General features: G+C 43.7%; 20 protein-coding genes and 1 riboswitch. Of the genes, 12 read left to right on the top strand and 8 right to left on the bottom strand.

Annotation, left to right across the window (positions count from 1 at the left end):
* Positions 1–40: 40 nt before the first annotated feature.
* Positions 41–1,009 (bottom strand): class 1 fructose-bisphosphatase, encoded by a 969-nt coding sequence (locus CTT31_RS15875; protein ID WP_260491567.1) that lies wholly within the window; start codon positions 1,007–1,009, stop codon positions 41–43.
* A 154-nt stretch (positions 1,010–1,163) separates the two neighbouring features.
* Here CTT31_RS15875 and CTT31_RS15870 point away from each other — a divergent pair, with 154 nt between their 5' ends.
* The gene (locus CTT31_RS15870; protein WP_260491566.1) at positions 1,164–3,587 is read left to right on the top strand and encodes a zinc-dependent metalloprotease; all 2,424 of its coding nucleotides are present in this window, start codon (positions 1,164–1,166) and stop codon (positions 3,585–3,587) included.
* 187 nt (positions 3,588–3,774) lie between these two features.
* On the opposite strand, the gene argE is transcribed toward CTT31_RS15870, so the two are convergent.
* Positions 3,775–4,941 carry an acetylornithine deacetylase gene (argE, locus tag CTT31_RS15865; RefSeq protein WP_039492803.1) on the bottom strand — a complete coding sequence of 389 codons (1,167 nt, stop codon included), beginning with the start codon at positions 4,939–4,941 and terminating at the stop codon, positions 3,775–3,777.
* 176 nt (positions 4,942–5,117) lie between these two features.
* Between argE and argC the strand changes: the two genes are divergently transcribed.
* From argC to CTT31_RS15835, 6 genes are all read left to right on the top strand, one after another.
* The gene (argC, locus tag CTT31_RS15860; RefSeq protein ID WP_174694584.1) at positions 5,118–6,128 is read left to right on the top strand and encodes an N-acetyl-gamma-glutamyl-phosphate reductase; all 1,011 of its coding nucleotides are present in this window, start codon (positions 5,118–5,120) and stop codon (positions 6,126–6,128) included.
* Positions 6,125–6,904, top strand: coding sequence for an acetylglutamate kinase (gene argB / locus CTT31_RS15855; protein WP_039492799.1), 780 nt, complete (start codon positions 6,125–6,127; stop codon positions 6,902–6,904). Before argC ends, argB begins: the two co-directional genes overlap by 4 nt.
* Positions 6,905–6,913: 9 nt before the next feature.
* Positions 6,914–7,834, top strand: a complete 921-nt coding sequence (locus CTT31_RS15850) for an ornithine carbamoyltransferase (RefSeq protein ID WP_010374249.1) — start codon at positions 6,914–6,916, stop codon at positions 7,832–7,834.
* A gap of 11 nt (positions 7,835–7,845) precedes the next feature.
* Complete coding sequence (locus tag CTT31_RS15845) at positions 7,846–9,057, top strand: argininosuccinate synthase (RefSeq protein WP_130127041.1); 1,212 nt, start codon at positions 7,846–7,848, stop codon at positions 9,055–9,057.
* A gap of 14 nt (positions 9,058–9,071) precedes the next feature.
* Positions 9,072–10,937: an argininosuccinate lyase gene (gene argH / locus CTT31_RS15840; RefSeq protein ID WP_039492795.1), complete on the top strand. Its 1,866-nt coding sequence runs from the start codon at positions 9,072–9,074 to the stop codon at positions 10,935–10,937.
* Positions 10,938–11,340: 403 nt separating this feature from the next.
* Positions 11,341–11,796: a hypothetical protein gene (locus CTT31_RS15835; RefSeq protein ID WP_223193776.1), complete on the top strand. Its 456-nt coding sequence runs from the start codon at positions 11,341–11,343 to the stop codon at positions 11,794–11,796.
* A gap of 557 nt (positions 11,797–12,353) precedes the next feature.
* Here CTT31_RS15835 and CTT31_RS15830 read toward each other — a convergent pair.
* Both CTT31_RS15830 and coaD read right to left on the bottom strand, forming a co-directional pair.
* Positions 12,354–13,712: a capsule assembly Wzi family protein gene (locus tag CTT31_RS15830; RefSeq protein WP_260491565.1), complete on the bottom strand. Its 1,359-nt coding sequence runs from the start codon at positions 13,710–13,712 to the stop codon at positions 12,354–12,356.
* Positions 13,709–14,191: a pantetheine-phosphate adenylyltransferase gene (gene coaD / locus CTT31_RS15825; protein WP_010374242.1), complete on the bottom strand. Its 483-nt coding sequence runs from the start codon at positions 14,189–14,191 to the stop codon at positions 13,709–13,711. The genes CTT31_RS15830 and coaD overlap by 4 nt, the downstream gene beginning before the upstream one ends.
* Positions 14,192–14,376: 185 nt before the next feature.
* Between coaD and CTT31_RS15820 the strand changes: the two genes are divergently transcribed.
* Together CTT31_RS15820 and thiI are read left to right on the top strand one after the other, a co-directional pair.
* Complete coding sequence (locus CTT31_RS15820) at positions 14,377–15,033, top strand: TetR/AcrR family transcriptional regulator (RefSeq protein ID WP_010374241.1); 657 nt, start codon at positions 14,377–14,379, stop codon at positions 15,031–15,033.
* Between the two features lie 218 nt (positions 15,034–15,251).
* Positions 15,252–16,709 carry a tRNA uracil 4-sulfurtransferase ThiI gene (gene thiI, locus CTT31_RS15815; protein WP_010374240.1) on the top strand — a complete coding sequence of 486 codons (1,458 nt, stop codon included), beginning with the start codon at positions 15,252–15,254 and terminating at the stop codon, positions 16,707–16,709.
* A gap of 625 nt (positions 16,710–17,334) precedes the next feature.
* Here the strand turns inward: thiI and CTT31_RS15810 are convergent.
* Together CTT31_RS15810 and CTT31_RS15805 are read right to left on the bottom strand one after the other, a co-directional pair.
* Positions 17,335–18,237 carry a ketopantoate reductase family protein gene (locus tag CTT31_RS15810; protein ID WP_260491564.1) on the bottom strand — a complete coding sequence of 301 codons (903 nt, stop codon included), beginning with the start codon at positions 18,235–18,237 and terminating at the stop codon, positions 17,335–17,337.
* Entirely contained in the window at positions 18,230–18,580 is a 351-nt protein-coding gene (locus tag CTT31_RS15805; RefSeq protein WP_239421315.1) for a VanZ family protein, read from the bottom strand. The genes CTT31_RS15810 and CTT31_RS15805 overlap by 8 nt, the downstream gene beginning before the upstream one ends.
* Positions 18,581–18,732: 152 nt before the next feature.
* Here CTT31_RS15805 and CTT31_RS15800 point away from each other — a divergent pair, with 152 nt between their 5' ends.
* From CTT31_RS15800 to CTT31_RS15790, 3 genes are all read left to right on the top strand, one after another.
* Positions 18,733–19,215, top strand: a complete 483-nt coding sequence (locus tag CTT31_RS15800; protein WP_010374237.1) for a YajQ family cyclic di-GMP-binding protein — start codon at positions 18,733–18,735, stop codon at positions 19,213–19,215.
* Between the two features lie 86 nt (positions 19,216–19,301).
* Positions 19,302–19,550: riboswitch (cobalamin riboswitch) on the top strand.
* 35 nt (positions 19,551–19,585) lie between these two features.
* Positions 19,586–21,448 (top strand): TonB-dependent receptor domain-containing protein, encoded by a 1,863-nt coding sequence (locus CTT31_RS15795; protein WP_260491563.1) that lies wholly within the window; start codon positions 19,586–19,588, stop codon positions 21,446–21,448.
* Between the two features lie 425 nt (positions 21,449–21,873).
* A complete protein-coding gene (locus CTT31_RS15790) occupies positions 21,874–22,851 on the top strand; it encodes a hypothetical protein (protein ID WP_260491562.1) in 978 nt (325 codons plus the stop codon).
* A gap of 48 nt (positions 22,852–22,899) precedes the next feature.
* Here the strand turns inward: CTT31_RS15790 and msrA are convergent, their stop codons facing one another.
* Together msrA and CTT31_RS15780 are read right to left on the bottom strand one after the other, a co-directional pair.
* Positions 22,900–23,433, bottom strand: a complete 534-nt coding sequence (gene msrA / locus CTT31_RS15785) for a peptide-methionine (S)-S-oxide reductase MsrA (protein WP_370649623.1) — start codon at positions 23,431–23,433, stop codon at positions 22,900–22,902.
* Positions 23,433–26,531: an efflux RND transporter permease subunit gene (locus CTT31_RS15780; protein ID WP_260491561.1), complete on the bottom strand. Its 3,099-nt coding sequence runs from the start codon at positions 26,529–26,531 to the stop codon at positions 23,433–23,435. Before CTT31_RS15780 ends, msrA begins: the two co-directional genes overlap by 1 nt.
* Positions 26,532–26,534: the final 3 nt, after the last annotated feature.

Below are 26,534 nucleotides of genomic sequence, written 5' to 3'. Positions count from 1 at the left end.
TTCATGTGTGAAACGAGCTATTTTCTCGCTTCAAAATAGATCATTGATGATAAGCAAGGCACGCTTCAACTTCGTGCTTTGAACCTAAGATAACACCAACGCGTTGATGTATTTCTTCAGGTTGAATATCCAAAATGCGTTCACGACCTGTGTGGGCAATACCGCCTGCTTGCTCGATAAGCATCGCCATTGGATTGGCTTCGTAAAGTAGGCGAAGTTTAAACGGCTTGTTTGGATCTTTACGATCTTCTGGGTAAGTGAATAGTCCGCCACGGCATAATACGCGGTGAACATCGCCAACCATTGCCGCAATCCAGCGCATATTGAAGTTTTTACCACGCGGTCCGGTTTCACCTTCAAGTAGATCGGCAATGTAATTTTGCATTGCTGGGGTCCAGTGGCGTTGGTTTGAAGCGTTGATGGCAAACTCTTTGGTGTCTTCTGGAATGGCTGCAAAGTCTTGAGTGAGTAGGAAGCTACCGTGTGTTTTGTCTAGGGTAAACAAGCGAGTTCCCTTGCCTGTTGATAGCGCTAACATGGTTGATGGGCCATATAACACATAGCCCGCTGCTACTTGTTTATGACCCGGCTGCATAAAGATTGCAGGATCGCTAGGATCTGAACCTTCAGGGGCTTCCATAATAGAGAAAATAGTACCAACTAGTGAATTAATGTCGGTATTGGATGAACCATCCAACGGATCGAAAGCGACAATATAGTTCGCTTTTGGATTGCCGGCGACGGTGTAATCTTCTTCTTCAGAAGCGATGGCTTTGACATAGCCAGATTCAAGCAAAATATCTTTCAATAGCTGGTTTGAAAGTACATCGAGCTTCTTTTGCGTTTCACCTTGAATGTTTTCATCTAAGGTTGAACCTAATACACCTGAAAGTGCACCTTGGCCAACACGGAACGATATTTCTTTACATGCCGCGAGAATGGTTCGGATTAGAGAAACCAACTCACGAGAACAACCATCTTCAATTAACACCGGAGGGAGTCTACGCATTTTTTAAATCCTGATCACCTTGTGTTTATGGCAATAAATAGTGTGAGAGGTGCCATAAACAGCGCTGTAATTCGTCTTGAAAGACTGTAAATTGTATACGATTTCATATACAACTGGGGTTAAGCCTCAAAACCATAAATAACAAAGAGCAGCCATGAGAAAAATAACGTGCTTCACTCAAACTGTATCCGCTTTGCTACTGTGTATGATAACCCAAGCACACGCAGCAATTAAGTCTATTGATGAATTTACTGCCAGTTTTAATCATCATCCCGGTTTTTACGCCTTCTATAGCGATGATTCGAGCGGCAAACTGTACTTAGACATCGACAAACTAGACGCCCCTTTCTTGTTACAGCATAGTTTACCTTATGGTGTAGGTTCGAATGATATCGGTTTAGACCGCGGGCAGTTAGGCGGTACGCACTTAGTTCAGTTTGAACGTTTTGGTGATAAGGTCATGCTGCGTGCTATCAACACTTATTATCGCGCAAGTGCGAATAATATGGCCGAAAAGCAAAGCGTTAAAGAGGCTTTTGCTTCAAGCATTCTACACGGGTTCAACGTGGTTGCAGAAGATAAAGACAGTGTGTTGATTGACTACACGCCTTATCTACTCAGCGATGTGCATGGTGTTTCTCGCACCTTGGCAAATCGTAATCAAGGTAGTTTTAGCTTAGACTCAAGCCGCAGCGCTGTGTTTATGTCGCGTTCAAAGGCATTTGTTAAAAACACAGAACTTGAAGCCGTGTTGACATTCAAAGGTACAAAGCCTGGTGAATATGTACGCCAGGTGAGTGCAGATCCTTATGCGCTTACAGTACATCAGCACCATTCTTTAATTGAGCTGCCTGACGATAACTACCAGCCACGTGCATTTCATCCGCAATCGGGTTATTGGAGTATCGAGCATAAGGATTACTCAGCACCGCTTGGACAGTCAATGTTTGAGCGTTATATCCCACGCCACCGTTTACAGAAAAAAGACCCAACGGCACAAATTTCGGAGGCGGTAGAGCCAATCATTTACTATCTTGATCCTGGCGTGCCTGAGCCTGTCAAAACTGCATTACTTGATGGTGCTAAATGGTGGGATCAAGCATTTGAAGCTGCTGGCTACAAAAATGCATTTCAAGTCAAAGTACTTCCTGAAAATGCCGATCCTATGGATATTCGCTATAACGTGATCCAGTGGGTGCATCGCGCTACTCGTGGGTGGTCATACGGCGCGTCTGTGATTGACCCTCGTAGCGGTGAAATTTTAAAAGGTCACGTGACGCTAGGCTCGCTGCGTGTCCGTCAAGATATTCTTATCGCCGAGGCACTTTCTGCGCCGTTTGTTGAGGGTAATGAGGTGACTGAGCGACTTCATGCTATGGCGCTAGACCGTATTCGTCAGTTGAGTGCACATGAAATTGGCCACACGTTGGGCATTGCACACAACTTCTCAGCGTCGGTAAAGGATCGCGCGTCAGTCATGGACTATCCTCATCCGCTGGTGGGATTTGAAAATGGCCAACTGGATATCACTAAGGGCTACGCAAAAGGCATGGGCACGTGGGATACACAAGTGATTAAATATGGTTATAGTGATTTCGCTGGTGCTGATGAAGCCACTGAGCTTGCAGCTATTCTTGCTGAAAATAAGGCGCATGGGCTTGAATTTATCTCTGACTCTGACGCCAGAGCGCAGGGCGGGGCACATCCAACGGCGCACCTTTGGGATAATGGGGCAGATCCTGCAGCAGAATTACTGCGTGTGTTGGATGTCCGCAAGCAGGCGTTGAATAGCTTTGGTATTCACAGCATTCAAAAAGGAGTTGCTCTGTCGCAGCTAGAGGAGAAACTGGTACCACTGTATCTTTTCCATCGTTATCAGGTTGAAGCCGCAGTAAAATTGATTGGCGGCGTGGATTACGACTATGAAGTTCGCGGTGACGAGGTAATAAAAGGGGCGAAAGTTGTGGCTAAAGAGGCGCAGCAAAATGCGGCCAATGCGCTTTTGAGTACGCTGTCGCCTGCGGTGTTGACTATTCCTGACTCTATTTTGGCGTTAATACCTCCTAAGGCTTACGGTGAGTACAAAACTCGCGAAAGTATTAAAGGGCGAACTGGGCTAACCCTAGATGCGATGGCATTACCAGAAGTCGCCGCACAGCATAGCCTTGACTTGCTGCTTAATCCACAGCGATTAAATCGTCTTGCACAGCAGCACGCACGTGATACTCAATATTTTGGTACACAGGCACTTTTAGAGGCTTTATATCAGCAGGTATTTGCCCAGTCAGGTAGCAACGGCATGGCTCAAAAGCTACAGCAACGAGTGCAATACCTAAGTGCAACTCAGCTTGTAAAACTGAGTAACAACGATAAAGTCGCACCTGAAGTGCAGGCGCAGTTAAAGTTTTATTTAGCAAAAGTTGCGAAAGACTTTAATCAGTCGTCGGTATTTAGTGATGTTGCTTTTGAGCAAGCATTTAAACATATGCTCGCGCAGCAAATTAATCACTATCTAGATTCAGGAGAGTGGCCTGAAAGCTTTAAAGCGCTTGAAATGCCGCCAGGCTCACCAATCTAGCCTGAAAAAGGGCGCTCGAGTGAGCGCCCTTTTTAGTTATAATTAATACCAATTGAATTAATTCTCTAATCAATTTGAAGGGTGAAATAGCATATTAGCTTCGTTAAAAATTTCTCATTTAGAACAACTAAATAGCAAAATTTTTGCCTTGCTACTAAAGCTATTTCCCCGCTTCAAGATAGATCATTTACTTAATACAGCTGGTATAAGCAAAGCAACTTTCTCTTATTAGCTGCTTAATAATATCCTGACTTGGCTGGATTTTTTCCATTGCTAAAAACTCGTTGGGTTGGTGTGCTTGATTAATTGAACCCGGCCCCATAACGATAGTTTCGCAGCCTAGCTGTTGTAGAAAGGGTGCTTCGGTACAATAGTTTACAGCAATTGCTTGTTGTCCTGACAGGCGCTCAGCCATTTTCACCAAAGCAGAATCTGTCGAGCCGGTAAAAGCCGGAATGGGTTCGTGCATATCTATAACCGAGACACTATTCGGATAATGTGTATTGATGGGTGCCATAGCTGCCGTGAGCATGGCTTGTAGTTCTTTGATGCTAAGACCTGGCAAAGGGCGCATATCAATATGTAGTTCACAACAGCCACAAATACGGTTGGCATTGTCGCCACCATGAATGTGCCCAAGGTTTAAAGTTGGGTAAGGAATAGCAAAATGTGGAGTTGAATATTTATTCTTTAATTCTTCTCTTAACTTTAATAAATTTGCAATCACCTGATGCATGATTTCAATGGCATTTAAGCCGCGCTCTGGATCTGAGCTATGGCCTGAACGACCAACGATGCGGATGGCGGTCGTCATATGGCCTTTGTGGGTAAATACCGGCACCATATCAGTGGGTTCACCAATAATGCAGCGCGCCGGCTTCAAGCTTGGATGTTTTGCGATTTCCTGAGCACCAGCCATAGTGGTTTCTTCATCGGCGGTGGCTAAAATCATGATAGGAGCACTTTGCTGTAATTCATCAAGCTCTGAGATTGCATTCAATACGAAAGCAAAAAAACCTTTCATATCAATACTTCCAAGGCCATATAATTTATTATCTTGCGCGCTTAATTTAAAAGGATCAAATTGCCAGCGGCTATCGTCGAACGGCACGGTATCCGTGTGGCCGGCCAACATTAATCCACCATCGCCATTACCTCGTCTTGCAATTAGATTATATTTTCCTTTTGCATGTTCAAGCTCTGTTACTTCGACAGTAAATCCTAACGTTTCGCACCACTGTGCGAGTAGCTGGATCACACTCTGATTACTCATGTTGAGACTTTCTTCTAATGCACTGATAGATGGCGCGGCGATCAGTTGCTGATACATTTCCATAAAAGCGGGCAATTTCATAAAAATTCCTAAAATACTTATTCAAAGTTCTTGCATAAAAATATAAAGATGTTTAGAGTGAATATCAATTCACTTTTTTAGCATAAATATATTTTGGAACAGCAATGCGACGATTTGACTTCAACAACTAGCAGAACCAATCCTAATCAAACTTTTTTAATCTTGAGAACACTATGTTGAAAGTATCTATAATCGGAGCGAGCGGCTACAGTGGCGCTGAGCTTGCTAAGCTGGTTGCCAAGCATCCTGCCTTCACACTTGCGCATTGCTTTGTATCTGAGCAAAGCTTAGACAAACACAAATTCATCAGCGATTTATATCCAGAATATTCGGGCTTGCTAGATATTGAGCTGCAACCCTTAAATGAGCAAGCTTTTTCGTTGATAGAGCAATCATCGGACTATGTGTGTTTATGCACGGATCACAAAGTTAGCGTAGAACTTGCACCGGTATTTTTACAGATGGGCAAACGGGTTTTTGACCTATCTGGAGGTTACCGTTTATCTAGCAATGAAGACTACGAAACTTACTACGGTTTTTCTCACCCACATCAAGACTGGTTAGCGCAAGCGCAATACGGGTTAGCTGAATGGTATGGCGATGCTATTAAAACGGCAAAGTTAGTGGCGGTCGCGGGCTGCTATCCGACTGCGGCACTCAATGCACTTAAGCCATTACAACAAGCTGATCTGATAACAGAGCAGCCAGTTATCATTAATGCTGTTTCTGGTGTTACCGGCGCAGGTAGAAAAGCGAATGTCGCCACACACTTTTGCGAAGTATCTCTTGCACCATACGGTTTGTTTACGCACAGACATAGTCCAGAAATAGAAAAATACCTTGAACACCCAGTGTTGTTTACGCCGCATTTAGGGAATTTTAAGCGTGGTATCTTGGAAACGATCTACGTCACTCTGAAAGAAAATGTCACACCAAATCAAGTTGATGCCGCTTACCAGGTGCTTGCCGATGAGCCGTTGATCAGATTAAAGGGGAGTCAACTCCCATCAATCAAAGCCGTTGAAAATCAGCCTTTTGTTGATATTGGTTGGCAGCAAAAGGGCAATCAACTGATTGTAGTGGTCGCGATTGATAACTTGCTTAAAGGGGCTGCAGGCCAAGCATTACAGTGTATGAACTTGGCGGCGGGACTTGAGCATTATCAAGGTTTAGGAGTATCAGCATGAGCAAACAAACTTGGGTAATAAAACTAGGTGGTGCGGTGTTGAATCAAGAGGGGGCAGCGCAAGCATTGTTTTCAGCTATCAAGCAAATTCAACAGGATGCACCACACAAGCAGTTTGTGATTGTTCATGGTGGCGGGGCGCTGGTTGATAAGTGGCTGACCGATGCCGGTTTTGCTACTGCAAAACATCAAGGACTGCGGATCAGTCCACAAGAGCAAATGCCCTATATTGTTGGTGCACTTGCAGGCTGTGCTAACAAGCAACTGATGGCAGACGCCATTACCGCCACGCTCAAGCCCGTTGGATTGTGCTTATATGATGCTGGGTTTTCCACAACTCAAAAGCTTAAAGCGCTTGGCCGTGTAGGTAGCTGTGAAGCGAGTGAAGGTGGCATGCTTGAAGCAGTGTTGGAGTTTGATAGGTTGCCTGTTGTTAGTTCAGTTGGTATTGGTGCTGACGGCCATTTATACAATGTGAATGCGGATGAAGCAGCAGCTGCTATCGCCAGTAAACTTGGTGCAGAACTTATTTTTATGACTGACGTTGAAGCGGTACTTGATGGCGATAAACAGCCATTAAATCAACTTAACGCGGAACAGATTTCAACGTTAATCACGCAAAAGGTCATTGTGGGCGGGATGGAGGTCAAAGTTAAGACCAGTCTTCACGCTGCCCAACACTTACGACGAGGGGTGTACATCTCTAGCTGGCAAAAGCCAGAAAATTTAATTGCGTTGCTCAATGGTGAGCACGTAGGTACACAAATTCTGCCGTAGGAAAACATCATGACTAAGCATTTTTTAACTGGTTTGGAATTAGACCAAACTAACGTTTTGAACTTATTAAAGCTTGCAAAAAATATTAAAAATCAACCGCAAGAATACAACCAAGCCTTAGCTGGCAAGTCGATAGTCACGCTATTTGAAAAGCCGAGCTTAAGAACACGGTTGTCGTTCGATATCGGTATTCATAAATTAGGCGGCCATGCTGTGTATTTAGATCAGCAAAACGGTGCAATGGGTGCGCGTGAATCCGTAAAAGATTTTGCGCTTAATATTTCGACTTGGGCCGATGGCCTTGTGGCTCGCGTAAATCACCATAGCACGCTTGAAACGCTCGCTGAGTTTTCGTCGGTGCCTGTTGTGAATAGCCTATGTGATTTATATCACCCTTGCCAAGCGTTGGCTGATTTTCTCACCTTATTTGAAACTTACGACGATGTCAGCCAGATCAAAATCGCTTACCTCGGTGAAGGCAATAACGTAACACATTCATTAATGTTGCTTGCGGCAACATTAGGCACTGATTTTGTGGCGGTTTGTCCTAAAGGCCATTCTCCAGATGCACAAATTGTAAAGCAGGCTGAACAAATTGCAGCGGTAAATGGTGCCTCAGTTCTGGTCAGTGATCGGGTAGAAGCGGCGGCTGGCGCTAATGTGCTCTACGCTGATACTTGGGTTTCTATGGGGAATAAAACGCCAATTGAACAGGTGAAAGACACCTTTATGCCATATCAAATCAACCAACAATTAGTTGAAGCGTGTGGCGCACAAACCATTTTGCATTGCCAGCCAGCACATCGTGAGTTTGAAATTACTTCAGAAGTGATGGACGGGCCAAAGTCAAAAATTATTCAACAAGCTGAAAACCGCATGCATGCCCAAAACGCATTGCTGGTATCGCTGTTAAACAAAGATTACGTTTGAGGTTAAAGAACATGAGCAAGATTAAAAAAGTGGTACTGGCTTACTCTGGTGGATTAGACACATCAGCGATTGTGCCATGGTTAAAAGAGAACTACGGTTGTGAAGTTGTCGCCTTTGTTGCCGATGTAGGTCAGGGTGAAGAAGAATTGGTTGGGGTTGAAGAAAAGGCAATCGCATCGGGTGCCTCTGAGTGCTATATCGTCGACTTAAAAGAAGAAATGGTTAGCGACTATATTTATCCAACGCTTAAAACTGGCGCTACCTATGAAGGGACATATTTACTGGGTACTTCAATGGCGCGTCCTATTATCGCCAAAGCACAAGTTGAAATCGCGCGTAAAGTTGGCGCGGATGCACTTTCTCATGGTTGTACTGGCAAGGGGAACGATCAGGTGCGTTTTGAATCTTGCTTCTCAGCGCTTGCGCCTGATCTTAAAGTGATTGCACCATGGCGTGAATGGTCGTTATCAAGTCGTGAATCGCTGCTTGACTATTTGGCTGAGCGTAATATCCCTTGTGCAGCCTCTGCTACCAAAATTTACAGTCGTGATGCCAATGCTTGGCATATTTCTCACGAAGGTGGTGAATTGGAAGATCCATGGAATGAGCCAAGCGATCAGGTTTGGACCATGACTAACTCTCCAGAAGCAGCTCCGGATCAGCCTGAATATGTGTCGGTATTAATCGAAAAGGGTGAAATCACCGGTGTTAACGGTGAGCGTTATAGTCCTTATCAGTGTCTAGTTAAGTTAAACGAGATTGCAGCACCGCATGGTGTTGGTCGTGTGGATATCGTTGAAAACCGCCTAGTCGGCATGAAATCTCGTGGCTGTTATGAAACGCCGGGAGGCACTGTGATGATGGCTGCGTTACAAGCGATTGATGAGCTGATCTTGGACAAATCTTGTCGTAAATGGAAAACCGCGCTTAGCGAAGAGTTTGCACACTTAGTTTATGACGGTCGCTGGTTTACCCCACTGAAAGATTCAATTCTAGCTGCCGCAGAGTCTTTCGCACAGCAGGCAACTGGCGAGGTGGTGCTTAAGCTTTATAAAGGCCATGTACATGCAGTGCAAAAGCAATCAATCAATAGTTTATATAGCGAAGATTTTGCCACATTTGGTGAAGATGACGTATATGACCAATCTCATGCGGAGGGATTCATTCGTCTATTCTCATTATCTAGCCGGATAGCGGCGTTAAACAAGCAAAAGCAGTCTTAAGGTAGGAGAGCGAGATGGCATTATGGGGCGGCCGTTTTTCATCAGGTCCTGATGAGGCATTTAAGCAATTTAATGATTCTCTGCCATTTGATTATCAATTGGCAGAGCAAGATATTGTTGGCTCTATCGCTTGGGCGGGTGCGCTAAAGCAAGTAGAAGTATTAACTGAAAGCGAACATCAGCAGATCATTTCAGCGCTGAAACAGCTTTTGGATGAAGTGATTGCTGATCCGCGTAGTGTAGCAACCGCGGGACATGAGGATATTCATTCTTATGTTGAAGCTAAACTTATCGACAAAGTGGGTGATTTAGGTAAAAAGCTGCACACAGGTCGAAGCCGTAACGACCAAGTAGCCACTGATTTTAGACTGTGGAGTCGTAAAACGGCGCAGCAACTGCTTGTGGCACTGAGTTCACTAAAGCAAGCTCTAGTAACACTCGCAGAGAAGGAGCTTGGTACTATTTTGCCAGGCTACACCCATTTACAGCGTGCTCAGCCAGTACTCTTTAGTCATTGGTGTATGGCTTACGTTGAGATGATTGAGCGTGACGAGTCGCGCTTAAATGATGCGCTTGAAAGGTTAAATGTATGTCCACTTGGCTCAGGTGCACTAGCGGGGACTGCCTATCCTATCGACCGTGAAGTGTTGGCCGTTAACCTTGGCTTTAGAGAAGCCTCTCGCAATAGTTTAGATGCGGTCTCTGATCGTGACTTTGTGGTTGAGCTACTCAGTTGTGCGTCTATTTCTATGATGCATTTATCTCGTTTTGCTGAAGATTTGATCTTTTACAATTCTGGTGAGTCTGGTTTTATTGATTTGGCCGACAGCGTGACGTCCGGCTCATCCTTGATGCCACAGAAAAAGAACCCTGACGCCTTAGAGTTGATCCGTGGCAAAACAGGTCGAGTTTTTGGGGCCTTTAGCGGCATGATGATGACGCTTAAAGCTTTGCCTTTGGCCTACAACAAAGACATGCAGGAAGACAAAGAAGGCCTATTTGATGCCATGCCAACTTGGCTTGCGTGTATTCATATGGCTGAAGCATGCGTTAAAGGCATTAAGGTTAATGATGATAAAACGTTAGCGGCTGCAAAAGGTGGTCACGCCAATGCAACAGAGCTTGCTGATTATCTCGTTGCTAAGGGAATACCGTTTAGGGAAGGCCATCACATCGTCGGTGAATTAGTGCAGTTAGCAATTAGTAAGGGGCAAAACCTCGAGGATCTGAGCTTAGAGGAATTCCAGCAAGTCAGCGCAGTAATTGCAGAGGATGTCTACCCGGTACTCGAAATTGACGCTTGTATTGCCGCTCGTAAAGCATTAGGCGGCACCTCATTGCCACAAGTAACCAGTGCCATTAAAACGGCAAAAAAAAAGCAAAAAATCCTAGTACGTGATGCCAATTTAGATGATGTTGAAGCCATTGCTGGACTGATCCAATACTGGGCTAAAGTAGGTGAGAACCTACCGCGAGCGAAAAGTGATATGATCCATAGTATCAATGAGTTTGCGGTGACAGAGGTCGATGGCAAAGTGACAGGATGTGCATCTTTGTATATTTACGACACTGGGCTTGCTGAAATTCGCTCTTTGGGTGTAAATCCCGAGAGCGAAATAAAGGGGCAGGGGCAACTTTTAGTCGAGCATTTGCTAGTGAAAGCCAAAAAATTGGCACTCAATCGTATTATTGTGCTAACTAGAGTGCCTGGCTTCTTTATGAAACAAGGTTTTAACAACTGTACCAAAGATAGCTTGCCTGAAAAAGTGATGAAAGACTGTGAGCTGTGCTTGCGTAAAGATAACTGTGATGAAATTGCGATGGATTTCATTATAAAACAGACATCTAGCTTAAGTATTCCATGTAAATTTGTGGCTTAACATCCAGCTTTTATAGGATCAAAATGAGCGCTAGTAAGCGCTCTTTCTGTATGTAAATCAACCGATTGAAGTTGATTTAACAAATGTTGGCATGTCTCGTGCTATGTAAATCTCGATAATTTTTAGGTGACTCACTTTTTAGAGTTAAGACTAATTTGTAAATATTGAGGGAAATTCAATGCTAAAGATGATTCTAGCGAGAAAAAATCAAGCTAAAACAGCTGGTCAAACAAAGTCGCTTTCTGATAAGGTAATTCAATCTGGAAGTAAACTTGAGATGGTATCTGGCGCACGTGGAAGTGTAATTACTCCGCCTGGGTCTAAAGAACCGTACTAATGATTAATGTTAATTTATGACTTTTTTGGTATGAGTATAGGAGCCCTTGTTATATGGGGCTTCTTGATGGCCACACTGCTACATCTATTTTTTTATATACTAAAAGTCCAGAAAAATTTACAGCTACTCCTTGCTTCTACTCTGTTATTTATCTCCTACTTTGTAAGCGATTTTATCATTGTTTCTGATAGCTATAACACAGCTATTCACGGCATATTTGCTTTATTTGATCTCTTTACTTTATTAGCTCTTTTTCTTGCCACTTATACTTTTTTTAAAGATGAAAAGCTTGAGGTGGGTGTTTTATATACTATGATAGGTTTGGCTATTAATACTGTTATGTTCTTCTTTATGTATATTGATACATATATTTATGAAAATGTAACGCGCTGGCTGTTATGGTATTTGTACTCATATTTAGTGATTTCTGTGGACTTTATTATGGTTACTTCTCTATTAGTCAATAAAGATTGGTTAGGTATTAAATGGGCTATAAGTAAGGTGAGAGCTAGGGTAGCTTGAAGTTGTGGTCGATTTTCACTATTTGTTTTACTTGTTTCTTAGTAGTTTGCACTCATGGATTCTACTGTTTGTTGCACTCTTTAACTTTGTTCGAGCAACTAAAAACCCTAAATTTAAGCAGCTCAGTGGCATTTCGTTTCTCCTCGCAGGTTCATATTTTCTCACAATACCTACATTTTATTTTTGCGAGTCAAAAGGCTGGTTAACTGGTACAGCGGGGTTCTATGATCTTTCAATTTACTTTATATTTTTATTCTTAGATATCTCTACAATACTTTTGCTAGTTAAGTTATTTAAGTTTCCAGAATTTAGACTGACAAGAGTAGTGAAGTCCTATGTGATAGGTTTTTTAACAGTAAACTCATTTCTTTTTGTTTTAATTATAAGTGAGGATATTATTACTAATCACCGAGTGGATAAAGAGTATCGTGATTGGGTTTACTGGTTATACACTATCGGAATGTATATAACCGATTGGCTTTTAATTGTCGTTTTGCTTATTCTTAAGGACTTTCTTGGATTATACGCCATAACAAAAGAGCGGCGATGGCCGCTCGTTAAAACTGATATTCTACGCTCAACGTAAGTGCTGCGTGGCTTTCGTCTTCTTCCTGAGACTTATCTTGCCATGCCTTTACGCCAATTTTAGCAAGCGCGCCAAACACACCTTGTTGGTAACCGAGCTCGAGCTGGTTTCGCTCAACGTCTAGTGTGTCAAATTCAACTCGTTTTAGTTTGGCATAAGCACCAATGCCATCTGTGCTGAAGTAATCTAACGCGAAAGTGAGGTTTTTAGCGTCCAATCCCGAGCTTGCTCCAAGCCAGAGGTCGCGTTCACGGTAGTTCGCTGAATCCACGGTATTGTCTCTTGGGCAAAGCGCGAGTTTTAGCTCGTCTTTACAATCAATGCTTGTATCTGAGTATTCAACAAAGCTTTTAAGGCGATAGTCTTTACCACCCCAATAACTTTCAATACCTAGGGTGTACATTGGATTGCTTGGTAACGCACCACTGTCGTTATTGCCTGCAAACTCACCGTATAAAGCGAGTGGTTGACTAGCTATCCGAGTGGAGTATTTGAAGTCAACGCTGGTGAGGCGCTGCGTTTGCTTTTCGCTTTCAAGGTTTTGTTGTTGATAAACAAAGTCGCTAGATGTTGTACTAAAGCCAAGCTCTAACCCTTGAATTGGAAAAACGGCCGCTCTAAACCCCCAAAAGTCGCCATCCTTTTTACTGGCTATATTCGGGCGTTGTTTTGCCATAATGGCCGTCACTTGCCAAGGGCCAACGAAAGAGAGAAAGCTCGGTCCAATGTAGTTGTTATTGGCACGACTCAAACGAACCGCCTTCATGGGGGCTGCGTTGTTTGAAAGCATCAGCGCATTTTCGTTGCTCGGTCCCCACCAGTAGCTTAGCCGCTCAGCGCTGAGAGACCAATTACCAAACAGCACTGCGAGGTGGCTGCCGTGGTGATTAACATATTTCCCATCTTGGCCTTCATCTGCGTAGTTAACCGCAACTTTAGCGCTAACAGCACCGCCTGTAATAACGCCATAAGTACGCAAGCCAGAACGTTCATTTTGACGTTCACCAAAGCCTGTTGAGCGCTCTTCGGCACCGTTAAAATGTGCTTTTACACTGCTGTATCTTTCTCTTTTTGCTTGTTTTAGCGCATGGCGTAAATGTGCCAATGCAAAGCTTGCGGTTTCAGAGAGATTTCTGTCATCAATAGCGGCGAGGTCATTAACAATGCCGCTCCATAGTAGAGGATATTGGTTAACTGGGCGATTTATCACGCCTTCTGCAACCAGTAAATCTATGCTGTGTTTAAGCTCACTTTGCGACACCTCTATCCAAGGTGAAGCGTGCGCATAAGTACCAACCAATACGGCTAGGGATAATAGGCACTTTTTCATCCGTGTAGTTTTTCCTCTAAAGCTTTGGCAACCAGCGGGTGAACAAATTCACTGACATTGCCTTTATGAAGCGCAACTTCTTTTACTAAAGTTGACGAGATAAATGAATTCTTTTCAGATGGCGTTAAAAATACGCTTTCCAAATCAGGATGTAAACGGCGATTCATATTGGCCAGCTGGAACTCATAGTCAAAGTCAGACACTGCGCGAATGCCGCGGATCAGCACGTTGGCTTTTTGCTCTTTTGCTAAATCAACGAGTAATCCTGAAAACCCAATCACCTTTACATTTTTATGTGACTTTAAAATTTCTTCAGCCAAAGCAACACGTTGCTCTAGTGAGAAACAAGGCTGTTTATTTGGGTTATGGGCAATTGCCAAGATCACGGTATCAAACATTTTTGCTGCACGTTTGATTAAGTCTTCATGTCCATTAGTGAGGGGATCAAATGTGCCAGGGTAGAGGGCGATGACTTTCATAAGCGTAACTATGTTGAATTTTTTTGTATGGTAACAAGGTTTTTTTGAAAAAACACTGGTCAGCTTTGTCGGATCTAAGCTTATCTAGAGGTAAAATTAGTGCTATTTTTTCACATGGAGCGCGCAATAGCCTAGTAACCCTAGCAATAGCGCGACCACGTTATCAACAAAGATAGAGAATCGTAATGAATACCAAGGAAAAAATAATACGTACCAGCATCGCGTTATTTAATTTGCATGGAGAGCGCGCGATTACGACAAACCATATAGCGTCCAGTTTGGGGATTAGTCCTGGCAATTTGTACTATCATTTTAAAAATAAAGAAGACATCATTCGGCAGATATTCGCCCTTTATAGCGAGCATTTAAATACGCATTTTAAGCCACTGGAGCAGCACAACGAACCACTTGAGCAGCTAACTCAATATTTAGACTCCTTGTTCGACCTGATGTGGCGTTATCACTTTTTCTACGACAATCTGACAGACATTTTGGCTCGTGATGATGAATTGAAAAAAAACTACATTGCTTTTCAGTCACGCTTACTTGAGCAAGTAAAAGCGGTAGTAATTGGCCTAAGAGATACAGGCGTGATCACCATAGATGATGACGATGCTAAAGAGCTCGCGCATATGTTGAAAATGACCGTTAGTTTCTGGACTCCTTATGTTAAAGCCAGAAGAATGACAGGCGTCCTTGAGCAACAAGATATATACAATGGCATTGTTAAAGTACTGATGATTTTTAAACCTTACGCGACGCCCATGAGCGCACCGAAAGTGGCACAACTTCAGCAGCATTATCAAGCACTAGCAGAGGCGAGCTTACCGAGTATTGCTTAGCCTTAAATAACTAAGCGGGCCTTCTGCCAGGGGGAGTACAGGCAAAAGGCTTTGTAGAGCACAAAGGGAAAAGGTTTGTTTATTTCCTAATCGGCTCTGAGTTTGATATACTCGCGCGCCCGAACTGTCCTCGGTCAGTGTGCGCCACGATAAAGTCCGCTTAGGTCAAATCAGTGCGTCATCGCAACCGATAATCGATCTGTAGTAGAGTGACTTTTATGCTTAAATTTATCGTCAAATTACATCCCGAAATTGCTATTAAGAGCAAATCCGTCCGTAAGCGTTTTACCAAAGTATTAGAGAAAAACATCAAAATGCTGTTGGTTCGCGTTGACGAAAACGTAAAAGTTAAAAATAACTGGGACAATATCTCAGTAACGAGCGAGCTAAGTGACGAGAAAACCCGCCTTGGTCTAATTGACCACCTTAAACGCACGCCAGGTATTGTGCAGTTTATTGAGGTGCAAGAAACACAGTTCGATACGCTTGATGATATCTACCAACAAACGATTGCTTTGGTTGAGCCATTGATCAAGGGCAAAACGTTTTGTGTACGCGTAAAGCGCCAAGGTAAGCATGAGTTTACTTCAAGCGACGTGGAGCGTTATGTTGGTGGCGGTTTAAACCAAAATGTAGAGGGTGCCAGTGTAAGGCTGAAAAAACCTGATGTGACGGTTAAAATCGAAGTCAAAGACAATAAAGCCTACATCGTTCGTCACCAGCACTTTGGTTTAGGTGGCTTCCCACTACCAACGCAAGAAGACGTGCTGTCTTTGGTTTCTGGCGGATTCGACTCGGGTGTTGCGACTTATCAAATGATGCGAAAAGGGGCGCGTACGCACTTTTTGTTCTTTAACTTAGGAGGCGCAGCCCACGAAATTGGCGTTAAGCAAGTGAGCCACTACTTGTGGAAACAATTTAGCTCTACCCACAAAGTTAAATTTATTACGATTGACTTTGAGCCAGTTGTCGCTGAAATTCTTGAGAATATCGAAAGCGGACAAATGGGCGTGGTACTAAAACGCATGATGATGCGTGCAGGTGCTGTGGTCGCAGAGCGTTTGGGGATCCCAGCACTGGTAACTGGTGAAAGTATTGGTCAGGTATCAAGCCAAACCTTGGCTAACCTTAACGTGATTGACCGTGTTACAGAGATGCTGATCTTACGACCGCTTATTCAACACGATAAAGAAGAGATCATTCGTATTGCCAGAGCGATTGGCACCAATGAAATGGCAGAAGCAATGCCTGAATATTGTGGTGTGATCTCTCAAAAGCCTACGGTAAAAGCACAGCTTCACAAGATATTAGCTGAAGAAGAAAAGTTTGACTTTGATGTATTGAATACAGTTGTAGCTAACGCGACGGTAAAAGATATTCGTGACATTGAAGCTGAAGCAAAAGAAGAAGTGAAAGAAGCGGAATCGGTAAGTGAATTACCAGACAACGCGGTGGTACTAGATATTCGTTCTCCAGAAGAGGAAGATGCCAACCCTCTAGAGCTAGATGGTGCACAAGTGATCCACTTACCTTTCTTTAGATTAGCCACTAAGTTTGGCGACTTACCACAGGACAAAGAATACTACTTGTACTGTTCGAAAGGCGTAATGAGCCAGTTACAAGCACTTATTCTGCATGAAAATGGCTATGCTAACGTCAAGGTGTACCGCCCTTAGAATAAAGCATGTTAACAAGCGTTGGGTGAGACTTTAGGATTTACCCAACGTACGTTTTTTGTGGGGAGGTAAGAGGCCGCTTGTTATTGCTCACCTATCAATTTGTTTGCTAGTATTTTGTAATTACCCTTAATGGTTCGTATCAAAGCACATCTATGCACTCCTCGTTCATTCTTTTAAAACGGCGCGATAGAGCGAATCAAGAAAACGTCGCCCCGACATCATACTGAATCCTAAAACCAAAAAAACTGATAGGAAAGCAACCGACGTCCCGCCGGCGCATTGCATATCGGCTTATGCTTCTCAGGTGTGATGAAAGGGGAATTATACCAGTTGTATTAAGTAAATGATCTATCTTGAAGCGGGGAAATAGCTTTAGTAGCAAGGCAAAAATTTTGCTATTTAGTTGTTCTAAATGAGAAATTTTTAGCGAAGCTAATATGCTATTTCACCCTTCAAATTGATTAGAGAATTAATTCAATTGGTATTAGCTGCTTATGAAACCTTCTACGGTTTTAGCAGTTAAGCTGCTTGCAAGTATTACAAAAACTCTCAACGAGCTGTATCCCTAATTCGCTGTGCAAATAACTTTGTGGGAGACGGTTTACCCGCCGAGAAGTTAAGCCTATTGTTGGGCTGGCTGCCAGCGCTTATTCACTTCATCAAATAACTGTTGATTAAACGGTACATCAATATTTTGTTTTGCTGCTAGCTCGCAAATATAGCCGCACATAGCGTCAATTTCAGTGCGCCTGTTATTTGCGATATCCTGATTCATTGAAGAGCGATTGTTTGCTGTTTGCGCCATTACAGTGTAAGCAAGCGTGACTAGCTCGCTAAGCGCTAAGTTTACACCTGTACTTGTGGCCACAAGCTGTACTTCATTCATTAAATTAAGGATTTGGGCTGCGTATTTGGGCTGTCTTAGCTGACCATTTGCGACTTGTTCCAATGCACTTAACGGGTTAATGGCAATATTAACCGCCAGCTTTTTCCAAAGTGTTGGCATGATATCAAACGTGGTTTGGGCATTTTCAAATGTGCTAAACAGTTGCGAGAATACGCGCGGGTAGTGGCATTCTGCTGGTGAATTTAACGGCCCAAACCAAGTTGCACCTTGTCCTGTATGATGCACAATGTCTGCGACTTTATAGCCCGCAATGGATGTGCTTAAGAAGTAGGCGGATTGTGTTTTTTCAAGCGCTGCTAACTCACCAGACCAATCTACCATGCCATTATGACTAAGGATTAGTGCGCCATTTTTTGAAAGTGCGGGTCGAAGCGCTTGGAGTGCTTCGATTACTTGATATGCTTTAACGGGAATGATTAGCGTATCTATACTGCTGGCAGGGAGTTCTGCAAGTGTTTTGGTGCTGCATGGGATGGTTTGTTGAATACTTGCTGTTTGATAGCGATAAGTCGCCGCGCGTTTATTTCGAGTGATCAGCGTAATTTGATGAGATTGACTAAGGTGCTGGGCGAGCAGTAATCCTATCGCCCCTTCACCTAAAATATGTATGTTAGCCATGTTTTCTGTTGCGCCAACTTGTCCAAATATAAAATAGAACAAAATAACTGACCGCACCGGCTAAATCAGCTAAAAAATCAGCGGTAGATGCTTGGCGATACGGTAATGAATGTTGCATCCACTCAATTCCTGCTCCATACAATGACAGCAATACTATGTGTGTCCATACTTTCACTTTAAAAGCATGGTGAGAGATAAACGCAAGCACAAAAAATACACCAAAATGTGCCACTTTATCGATATTTGGGAACAGCTTTGGAGACAAGCTAATTTCCTTTGCGAATAGCACCGTACATATAATTAAAGAGATAATCAAAAGAGCTTTATAAACGCGCCGTGTCACAATACATCCTACTTCTGTATGACTAAGAGAGCAGTATACCATCGAAAACTGTCCATTGGGTGAACATCCTAATACGCTGTTTAAAAACTTAAAGTAACTCAAATTAAGCATAAACTGCTATAATCGAGCCAAAATGACTTTAGGAGAGAAGCATGCCTTCATTTGATATTGTATCTGAAATTGATATGACAGAAGCAAAAAATACCGTAGACAACGCGGTTCGTGAGCTTGATACACGTTTTGATTTTCGTGGCGTAGATGCGTCAATCGAGCTAAGCGGTGAAATGATTAACCTCAAAGCGGAAGCAGAACAGCAAGTTATGCAATTGTTCGATATGTTAGTGGGTAAAGCGGCAAAGCGTGGCCTTGATGTGGCAAGCTTCGAGTTAAAAGACATTGAGCGCTCTGGCAAATACGTTTCACGTAAGGTGGCGTTAAAGCAAGGCATCGACAAAGAGATGGCGAAAAAACTGGTTAAGCTTATTAAAGACTCAAAAGTTAAAGTTCAAGCATCAATTCAAGGCGATACGGTACGTGTAACGGGTAAAAAACGTGACGATTTGCAAGAAACGATGCAACTGGTTCGTACCGGTGAGCTTGGCCAACCATTTCAATTCAAAAACTTCCGCGACTAATTACGCTTTACTTCATTCCAAAAGTGCATAGATTGCACTTTTGGATTTCTAGACGTCCATTGACAATCATTCCGAAACCCAAGACAATAGCCTCGCATTTTCAAGGTGCTGTACACAACCTAGTGTGGTTGCTAAGTGTATAGATAATCGGGAAACTGGTGCGAACACAAGGGAACATCTAATTGCGTTAATCAACAATAAATTGAATAAGACAGTTTATTGCACGTGATTAGCTTGGATCGGTTCTATGCCAGCGCTGCCCCCGCAACGGTAGAGTGAACTGCTAATTTGCAGGTTTACTGAGCCCGGAGACCGGCCTTGAAACAGTCACTTTGTGTTCTTGTACGGTGGGTACAAGTTAGGGGAAACCATGTTAAATAAAACTGCTCTAAGCGCGGCGATAGCGACGGCGCTCTCTTTTTCAGCGTTTGCTGATCAAAATGTTGAACATATCACTGTTACTGCCAATAAATTTGAACAATCTCTAGAAAGCGCACTGTCTGCCATTACGGTTATAGGTCGTGCTGATATTGAAAAAAGCAATGTTCAAGATGTCGTATCGCTACTCGATAATGTCGCAGGTATTCAAGCGGTTAGAAACGGTGGCTTCGGCCAAAGTGTGAGTTTATTCCTACGCGGTAATGATGCTAAGCATACGCTAGTGTTAATCGATGGGGTTCGAGTGACGGATGCAAACTCCGGTGACAATTCGCTCACTAATTTACCACTTAATAGCATCGAAAGGATTGAGATCATTCGTGGTGCCAAAGCTGCGATTTATGGTTCAGATGCCATTGCTGGCGTGATTAATATTATTAGTCGCGAAGGGAATAACAATACTATCGCGCTTACGACTGGGAGTAACAATTACTCCAAGACCGAAGCAACGGTAAATTACAAAAAAGACAAGTTTAGTATTGCAGCTAATGCGGGTTACACTCATACCGATGGCTATGATGTGATAGAGAAAGACCCTGAAGCTGCAATCACAAAAAACCATGACCGTGATGGATATTATAACGGTAATGCCGGTTTAAATGTGCAGTATGGTGATGAAGAAAGTGGCATTTTTAGCTTACGTTCACAGTACAGTGAAGGTGAGGGGGAGTATGACTCTTTTGGTAGTGATGCTTACCGTTTCCATAACTACACCAATAAGTTGACGTGGAAAAGACGTACTGACAAGTTTAGCCAAAGTGCGTCATACAGCTTAGGTAAGGAACAAAACGTTCAAATCGGTAATAGTGCTGACGATAACGCTTATGTCACCAAACGCAGCCAATTTGAATATCAGTCGCAATATAGTTTAACTGAAGCTTTGATCTTCACGGGTAACTTTACCTTTCTAAATGAAGATGTTGGTGATTCTACCGCCTCTTTTTCAGAGCCTGAGCGTGATAACTTATCTTTAGCACTAGGTGGGTTTTACAACGATGAAAATTGGCTGGCAGAGGTTGTACTGAGAACGGATGATTATGATTTTCATGGTCGTGCAAACACCTACACAGTTGCTGTAGGCAAGCAACTCATGGATGGCCTGAGTGTTAAGTTGAATCATGGTACTGCCTTTAGAGCACCTTCTTTATCACAGGCGTTTGTGATTGATAGTCCTTACTATCTGCCTAACCCAAATATTAAGCCGGAAGAAGCCACTAATAATGAAATTATTGTCACATGGAGCGGCGAGAACTTCCGTGTGGAAGCTGCGGTATACGATAACCGTATTACCGATAAAATCGTTTATCAGCAAAATGATAAATGGAAATACGTCCCTTACAATGTTCAGCGCGCTGACTTTGAAGGTGCTGATCTTTCTATCGAAATTGAAGACAACTTTGGTATCGAGCATACGGTAAATGCGAGCTATGTGAGTGCTAAAGACGCTGATACCGATAAGCAATTACAGCGCAGAGCGAGACGTACCTTAACTTATTCAGTCAGTAAAGAGTGGGAAAATGTCGACGCAACACTGACCTTAGTCCATAGAGGTAATCGCGACGATAAAGTATGGGGAGCTGAAGGTGCATATACAGTGACTTTACCGTCATATACGCTGTTTAACTTAGCTGCTAACTATACGTTTTTCGACGGATTCAAGTTAAATGGCCGAATTGAAAACTTAACCGATAAGCGTTATTTCAATGCCACAGCGGGCGAAGCAAAAGATGGCTCTTTACTGGGCTATAAGCCACTAGGTAGACAAGCCTACGTTGGTGTGAGCTACAGCTTCTAATGCGTTAACTGCTTTTCTATACCCAGAGTGATCCATCATGAGTAATGGATCACTTTTCTTATTTATCATTTAGGGCCTGTTGACCTTTGCTGTTTGATTTTTGTTCTTCTGAGTGTGTTTTGATCGCGACGCTCGACTTGCCGCCTAGTAATCTAGGCAAAAGTTGAGCAACAATGAACAAAGCGCACTCAGGTGAACCCAAAGGGCAGCGCTTGACTGGCATTTCTACTGTGTTATCACCTGACTTACATAGAATAACTATGCTACGCAGGCTCTGCCTTGTATAAATACCAGTAAAACTGCTGCAAAAACAAACTTGAAAGATCAACAGGCCCTAGTTGCATTACATTTGTAACTGGTGTTCTGCTTTATGTGTGGTTGATAATAGCTTTGATTTGTATTATTACTACCTTAAGGAAAAGAACATGAAGTCACTATTATTTGGGTTACTCACGCTTGGGATTGTCACATCAGCACAAGCCTCACAGCCTGAAAGCCAGCTTGAACCTCAATTTTCAACACAATCAATGACGGGCGATTTCGCTTGGTTTAACGCGCCATCGCAAACCTGTAGTCGGATCCGAAGCATGATGTACTATCGTCATCCTGGCAACGATCACCTAACGCCTATATCTGTGCCTGTGATTTATACCGGTGGAGAGTGTTGGTCTACTGGCAGGACAACATCTAGCCAAGGTCCAAAGGAAATGTATACGCAGGTTTCAGATATCATTCATCAGCAATTTTCGAATGTGGAACATAACTACAAAGAGTTGACGACCGATATCGTCAACAATATTGCCGCGCAATCTAGTTCAAATAAAGTGAGCCACACGACTAGTCTCTACGGCACGATGCATATGAAAATCGCAGGTAGAGTCGATGCGCAAAATAAAGTACCGGTGTTGATCGATGGCTTCGATTTGAAGTCTCACGCTAAGTTTCGTAAGAAGCAGCTTGGAATGAATATTTATATCCATGTCTATATTAGCAACGAAAATGTCACCATCAAAGGTAAGTATGATGTACGTACCCAGCAGCTTGAGTTAGACCCTTTAATTTCTAGCTTTAAGCCTGTGGTGACGACAAAAGTAGAGCTGCCGTGGATCCTCGATTTGATAGATACCTTGACTCCGGGGATTTTTGACAAGCTTTATACAGAATTTAGCCGTATTGTGATTGATGTGTTTGAATTCTTGGGTGTGGATATGAGCGAAGATATTCCGCAGGTCATTAAACACAACGCCCAGTTAATCAATTCAGGTGTCGTTCCGCTTAAAGGCTTAGATACCTTAAGACCTGGTGATACTGCGAATTTAGAAATGGAAGTAACGCGTGGGCATTTGCGGATTAAAGATGGCCGCACTAGCTTTTATATATTTGCTATACCTATGTTGCCGTAAGCCGTAAGCCGTAAGCCGAACGCAATCTATTGCGTTCGGCACACAAGTTTAGTGCTTTAAATTTGCCGCAAAATGACTTTCAAACTTTGCAATTTTAGGGGCAATCATCACACTGCAATAGCCTTGGTTTGGGTTTTCAGTGTAATAATCTTGGTGATAGTGCTCAGCAGGATAAAATTCAGGCGCTGGGCTAACCTCTGTCACTATTTTTTCACTCAATTGGCTTTGAAGCTGCGCAATACAATCTTGAGTTTGCTGCTGTTGCTGCTGGTCATGATAAAACACCACACTGCGGTACTGAGTACCAATGTCGTTACCTTGGCGATTCAACTGTGCTGGGTCATGCAGGGTAAAAAACATGTTAAGCAAAGTATCAAAGCTGACAATATCGGCATCAAATTGCAGTTGGACTACCTCAGCGTGGCCACTGTCTCCCCGACATATCATTTGATAGGTGGGATTATCTGTGTGGCCACCTGCGTAACCTGACTGCACTGACTCAACGCCATTGACGCGGCGAAATGCCGCATCAATACACCAAAAACAACCACCACCAAAAGTTGCGGTTTGTAAATTTGCCATTATACCTCCTGCTCAGGATGTTGTTTCGACTGCTCCTCAAGACGTTTTGTCGTCTCTTCTGGAGATTGCGTCTTCTTAGCTAGTAAAGTATAGGCGGTTGGGATAACAAACAAGGTTAAAATGGTGGCAACACTGACACCTGCAAAAATCACGACACCGATCACCATGCGGCTTTCGAATCCTGGGCCTGTTGCAAACACAAGCGGGATGGAGCTCATCACGGTTGTTAGCGAGGTCATGATAATAGGTCTTAATCGCTGCGCTGCAGCATCAACAATGGCTTGTTCGAAGGCAATGCCTTTGTCACGCAATTGGTTAGCAAATTCCACGATTAAGATACCGTTTTTGGCGCTAAGGCCAATCAACATGACAATACCAATTTGGCTATAAATATTGAGCGTGCTGTCGGTGATAAATAATCCATACATCGCACCGACTAAGCCCAGTGGTACGGTGAGCATGATAACCAGTGGATGGACAAAGCTTTCAAACTGTGCGGCTAATACCAAGAACGTAACGGTGAGCGCCAGAATAAACACATAGGTCATTGCTGATGCACCTTCATAAAACAGCTGTGATTCGCCTTTGTAGTCGATGGCGCCGTCGATATCATTCTCTTCGGCGGCAACTTTATTTAAAAAGTCGAGGGCTTGCTCCAGTGTATAGTCGCCAGCGAGGTTTGCCGTGATAGTGATTGCGCGCATACGGTTGTAGCGGTTTAATCGAGAAGCTGTGGCTTCTTCTTTTATGGTGATCAAACTGTCTAATGGCACGAGCTCATCGCTACGAGATTTCACATAAATATCAGAAATATTATCTGGGGCAGAGAAGTCGGCTTTGGTGCCTTTTAAGATCACATCGTATTCTTCACCGCGGTCAATAAAGGTGGTAACACGACGTTGTCCCAGCATGGTTTCTAGCGTTTGGCCGATGGCACTTACCGACACGCCTAAATCTGCGGCTTTGGTTTTATCAATGCTTATTAAAAACTGTGGGAAGGTTTCTTTGTAATCGTGATCGAGACGAACCAGTCCTTTATTTTCTCGTGCGCGTTCTAGAATGCGATCGCGCCATGCAGCTAACTCATCGTAGTCGTTACCTTGCAGTACAAACTCAATGGGACGTGAGTTACCGCCGCCGCCAATACCACGGCGCATAATAGCAAAGGCGCGAATATCTGTAACGTCTTGCATTTTACCGCTGATCTCATCCATGACTTCCCAAGTAGAGCGTTTTCGCTCATCCCAGTCTGGCATGCCGATAATAGCAACACCGCCTTGACCACCCCAACCAGGCACCCGAATAAGCACGCGGCTAAGTTCCTCTGAGTCTACATAAGGAAGTAGGCGCTCTTCAATTTTTGCCATATTTTGCGAGTTGTTTTCGTAGCTTGCCCCTTCTGGGCCATTCATCATAACGAAGAAAGTACCACGGTCTTCTTTTGGTGTCAGTTCAGACGGGATCTGTTTAAACAGGCTGTAGCTGGTAAAACCCGCTAGTGCCAACATCACAATCAGGCTGTATTTGCGCGATAAGTTGTCTTGTAAAACACGGCGATACCCTTGTTCTAGTCGTCCAAATTGACGGTCCATCCACTGACTAAAGCGGTTTTCTTTACTACTAGGCTTTAATACTTTGGAGCAAAGGGCAGGAGACAAGGTCAACGCGGTAATACTGGAGAACAGCACTGCAGCACTTACTGCAAAGGCAAACTCGGTAAATAGGGCACCAATACGACCATCCATAAAGACTAAGGGAATAAACACGGCAACCAAAACCAGCGTTGTTGCAATGATGGCAAAGCCTACTTCTCGCGCGCCACGGTAGGCTGCCAGTAACTTGGGTTCGCCAAGCTCAATGCGGCGGTAGATATTTTCTAGCATCACAATGGCGTCATCGACCACCAGGCCGATGGCAAGCACGAGCGCAAGTAGCGTCAGCAAGTTGATTGAATACCCCATGGCCAGCAAGAACATAAAGGTTGCAACTAAGGCTACCGGCACGGTAACAGCAGGGATCAGCGTAGCGCGGATATTGCCAAGGAAGATGTAGATAACGAGTACCACCAACGCCATGGCAATCGCAAGTGTGCTGTATACTTCAGCAATGGACTCACGGATAAAAATAGAAGAATCGTAGCTGTCTTCTATGGTCGTGCCTTGAGGCAGGTTGCGTTTTATTTTTTCAAGCTCTTTACGGGCGTTGTCGACCACTTCTAGCGTATTGGCTTTGGCTTGCTTGACAACGCCAAGGCCAATCATATTTTTACCATTACCACGGAAGGTACTTTCGTCGTCAGCGGCTTCAAGTACCACCTGCGCGACTTCACCAAGTCGCACCAAATAGCCTTGTTCACCGCGCTTAATTACTAGGTTGTCAAAGTCTTCTTGAGTCTTATAGCTTCTGGCAATACGAACAGAAAAATCACGGTCAACGGATTCAATTTCGCCAGCGGGTAATTCTACGTTTTCTCTGCGTAGCACTTGTTCAATATCACTGCTTGTGACTCCACGAGCGGCCATCGCCTTTCGGTCTAGCCAAATTTTCATGGCGTATTGACGCTCACCGCCAATGCGTACATTTGATACGCCATCAACAACCGCCAGACGGTCAACGATAAAGCGCTGGGCGTAGTCTGAAAGCTGCAAGGTATCCATGGTTTCGCTATTGAGTACAAACCAAGCGATAGGGCTTTCATCGCTGTTTGATTTCGATACTTCAGGCGGCCTAACTTGCTCTGGCAACCTATCCAGCGCTCGAGAAACGCGCTCACGCACATCATTTGCAGCAGCGTCGATATCACGATCGATATTAAATTCGATAGTGATATTGGAGCTACCGTTGCGGCTACTGGAATTTATGCTTTTGATCCCTTCGATTCCCGAAATCCGGTTTTCTAGTACTTGGGTGATCTTGGTTTCTACTACTTCCGCTGATGCGCCGGTGTAGTTAGTGCTTACACTGACAATTGGGGTTTCAATATCAGGGTATTCGCGCAGTGGTAGCATAGTAAATGCCACTAAGCCAAAGGTCAGCAGCAGTAAGTTAATGACGATCGCGAAGATCGGGCGCTTTACCGCCGTATCAGTGATTCTCACGTC

The organism is Pseudoalteromonas maricaloris, assembly GCF_024746855.1.
GTDB classification, from domain to species: Bacteria; Pseudomonadota; Gammaproteobacteria; order Enterobacterales; family Alteromonadaceae; genus Pseudoalteromonas; species Pseudoalteromonas maricaloris.
The sequence above is the reverse complement of the archived record's forward strand: the minus strand, read 5'-3'. Positions and strand labels throughout refer to the sequence as shown.

Bases quoted from the DNA above. Each gene is read 5' to 3' on its own strand.
- CTT31_RS15875 (WP_260491567.1), bottom strand. From the start codon at position 1,009: ATGCGTAGACTCCCTCCGGTGTTAATTGAAGATGGTTGTTCTCGTGAG.
- CTT31_RS15870 (WP_260491566.1), top strand. From the start codon at position 1,164: ATGAGAAAAATAACGTGCTTCACTCAAACTGTATCCGCTTTGCTACTG.
- argE (WP_039492803.1), bottom strand. From the start codon at position 4,941: ATGAAATTGCCCGCTTTTATGGAAATGTATCAGCAACTGATCGCCGCG.
- argB (WP_039492799.1), top strand. From the start codon at position 6,125: ATGAGCAAACAAACTTGGGTAATAAAACTAGGTGGTGCGGTGTTGAAT.
- CTT31_RS15850 (WP_010374249.1), top strand. From the start codon at position 6,914: ATGACTAAGCATTTTTTAACTGGTTTGGAATTAGACCAAACTAACGTT.
- CTT31_RS15845 (WP_130127041.1), top strand. From the start codon at position 7,846: ATGAGCAAGATTAAAAAAGTGGTACTGGCTTACTCTGGTGGATTAGAC.
- argH (WP_039492795.1), top strand. From the start codon at position 9,072: ATGGCATTATGGGGCGGCCGTTTTTCATCAGGTCCTGATGAGGCATTT.
- CTT31_RS15835 (WP_223193776.1), top strand. From the start codon at position 11,341: ATGGCCACACTGCTACATCTATTTTTTTATATACTAAAAGTCCAGAAA.
- CTT31_RS15830 (WP_260491565.1), bottom strand. From the start codon at position 13,712: ATGAAAAAGTGCCTATTATCCCTAGCCGTATTGGTTGGTACTTATGCG.
- coaD (WP_010374242.1), bottom strand. From the start codon at position 14,191: ATGAAAGTCATCGCCCTCTACCCTGGCACATTTGATCCCCTCACTAAT.
- CTT31_RS15820 (WP_010374241.1), top strand. From the start codon at position 14,377: ATGAATACCAAGGAAAAAATAATACGTACCAGCATCGCGTTATTTAAT.
- thiI (WP_010374240.1), top strand. From the start codon at position 15,252: ATGCTTAAATTTATCGTCAAATTACATCCCGAAATTGCTATTAAGAGC.
- CTT31_RS15810 (WP_260491564.1), bottom strand. From the start codon at position 18,237: ATGGCTAACATACATATTTTAGGTGAAGGGGCGATAGGATTACTGCTC.
- CTT31_RS15800 (WP_010374237.1), top strand. From the start codon at position 18,733: ATGCCTTCATTTGATATTGTATCTGAAATTGATATGACAGAAGCAAAA.
- CTT31_RS15795 (WP_260491563.1), top strand. From the start codon at position 19,586: ATGTTAAATAAAACTGCTCTAAGCGCGGCGATAGCGACGGCGCTCTCT.
- CTT31_RS15790 (WP_260491562.1), top strand. From the start codon at position 21,874: ATGAAGTCACTATTATTTGGGTTACTCACGCTTGGGATTGTCACATCA.
- msrA (WP_370649623.1), bottom strand. From the start codon at position 23,433: ATGGCAAATTTACAAACCGCAACTTTTGGTGGTGGTTGTTTTTGGTGT.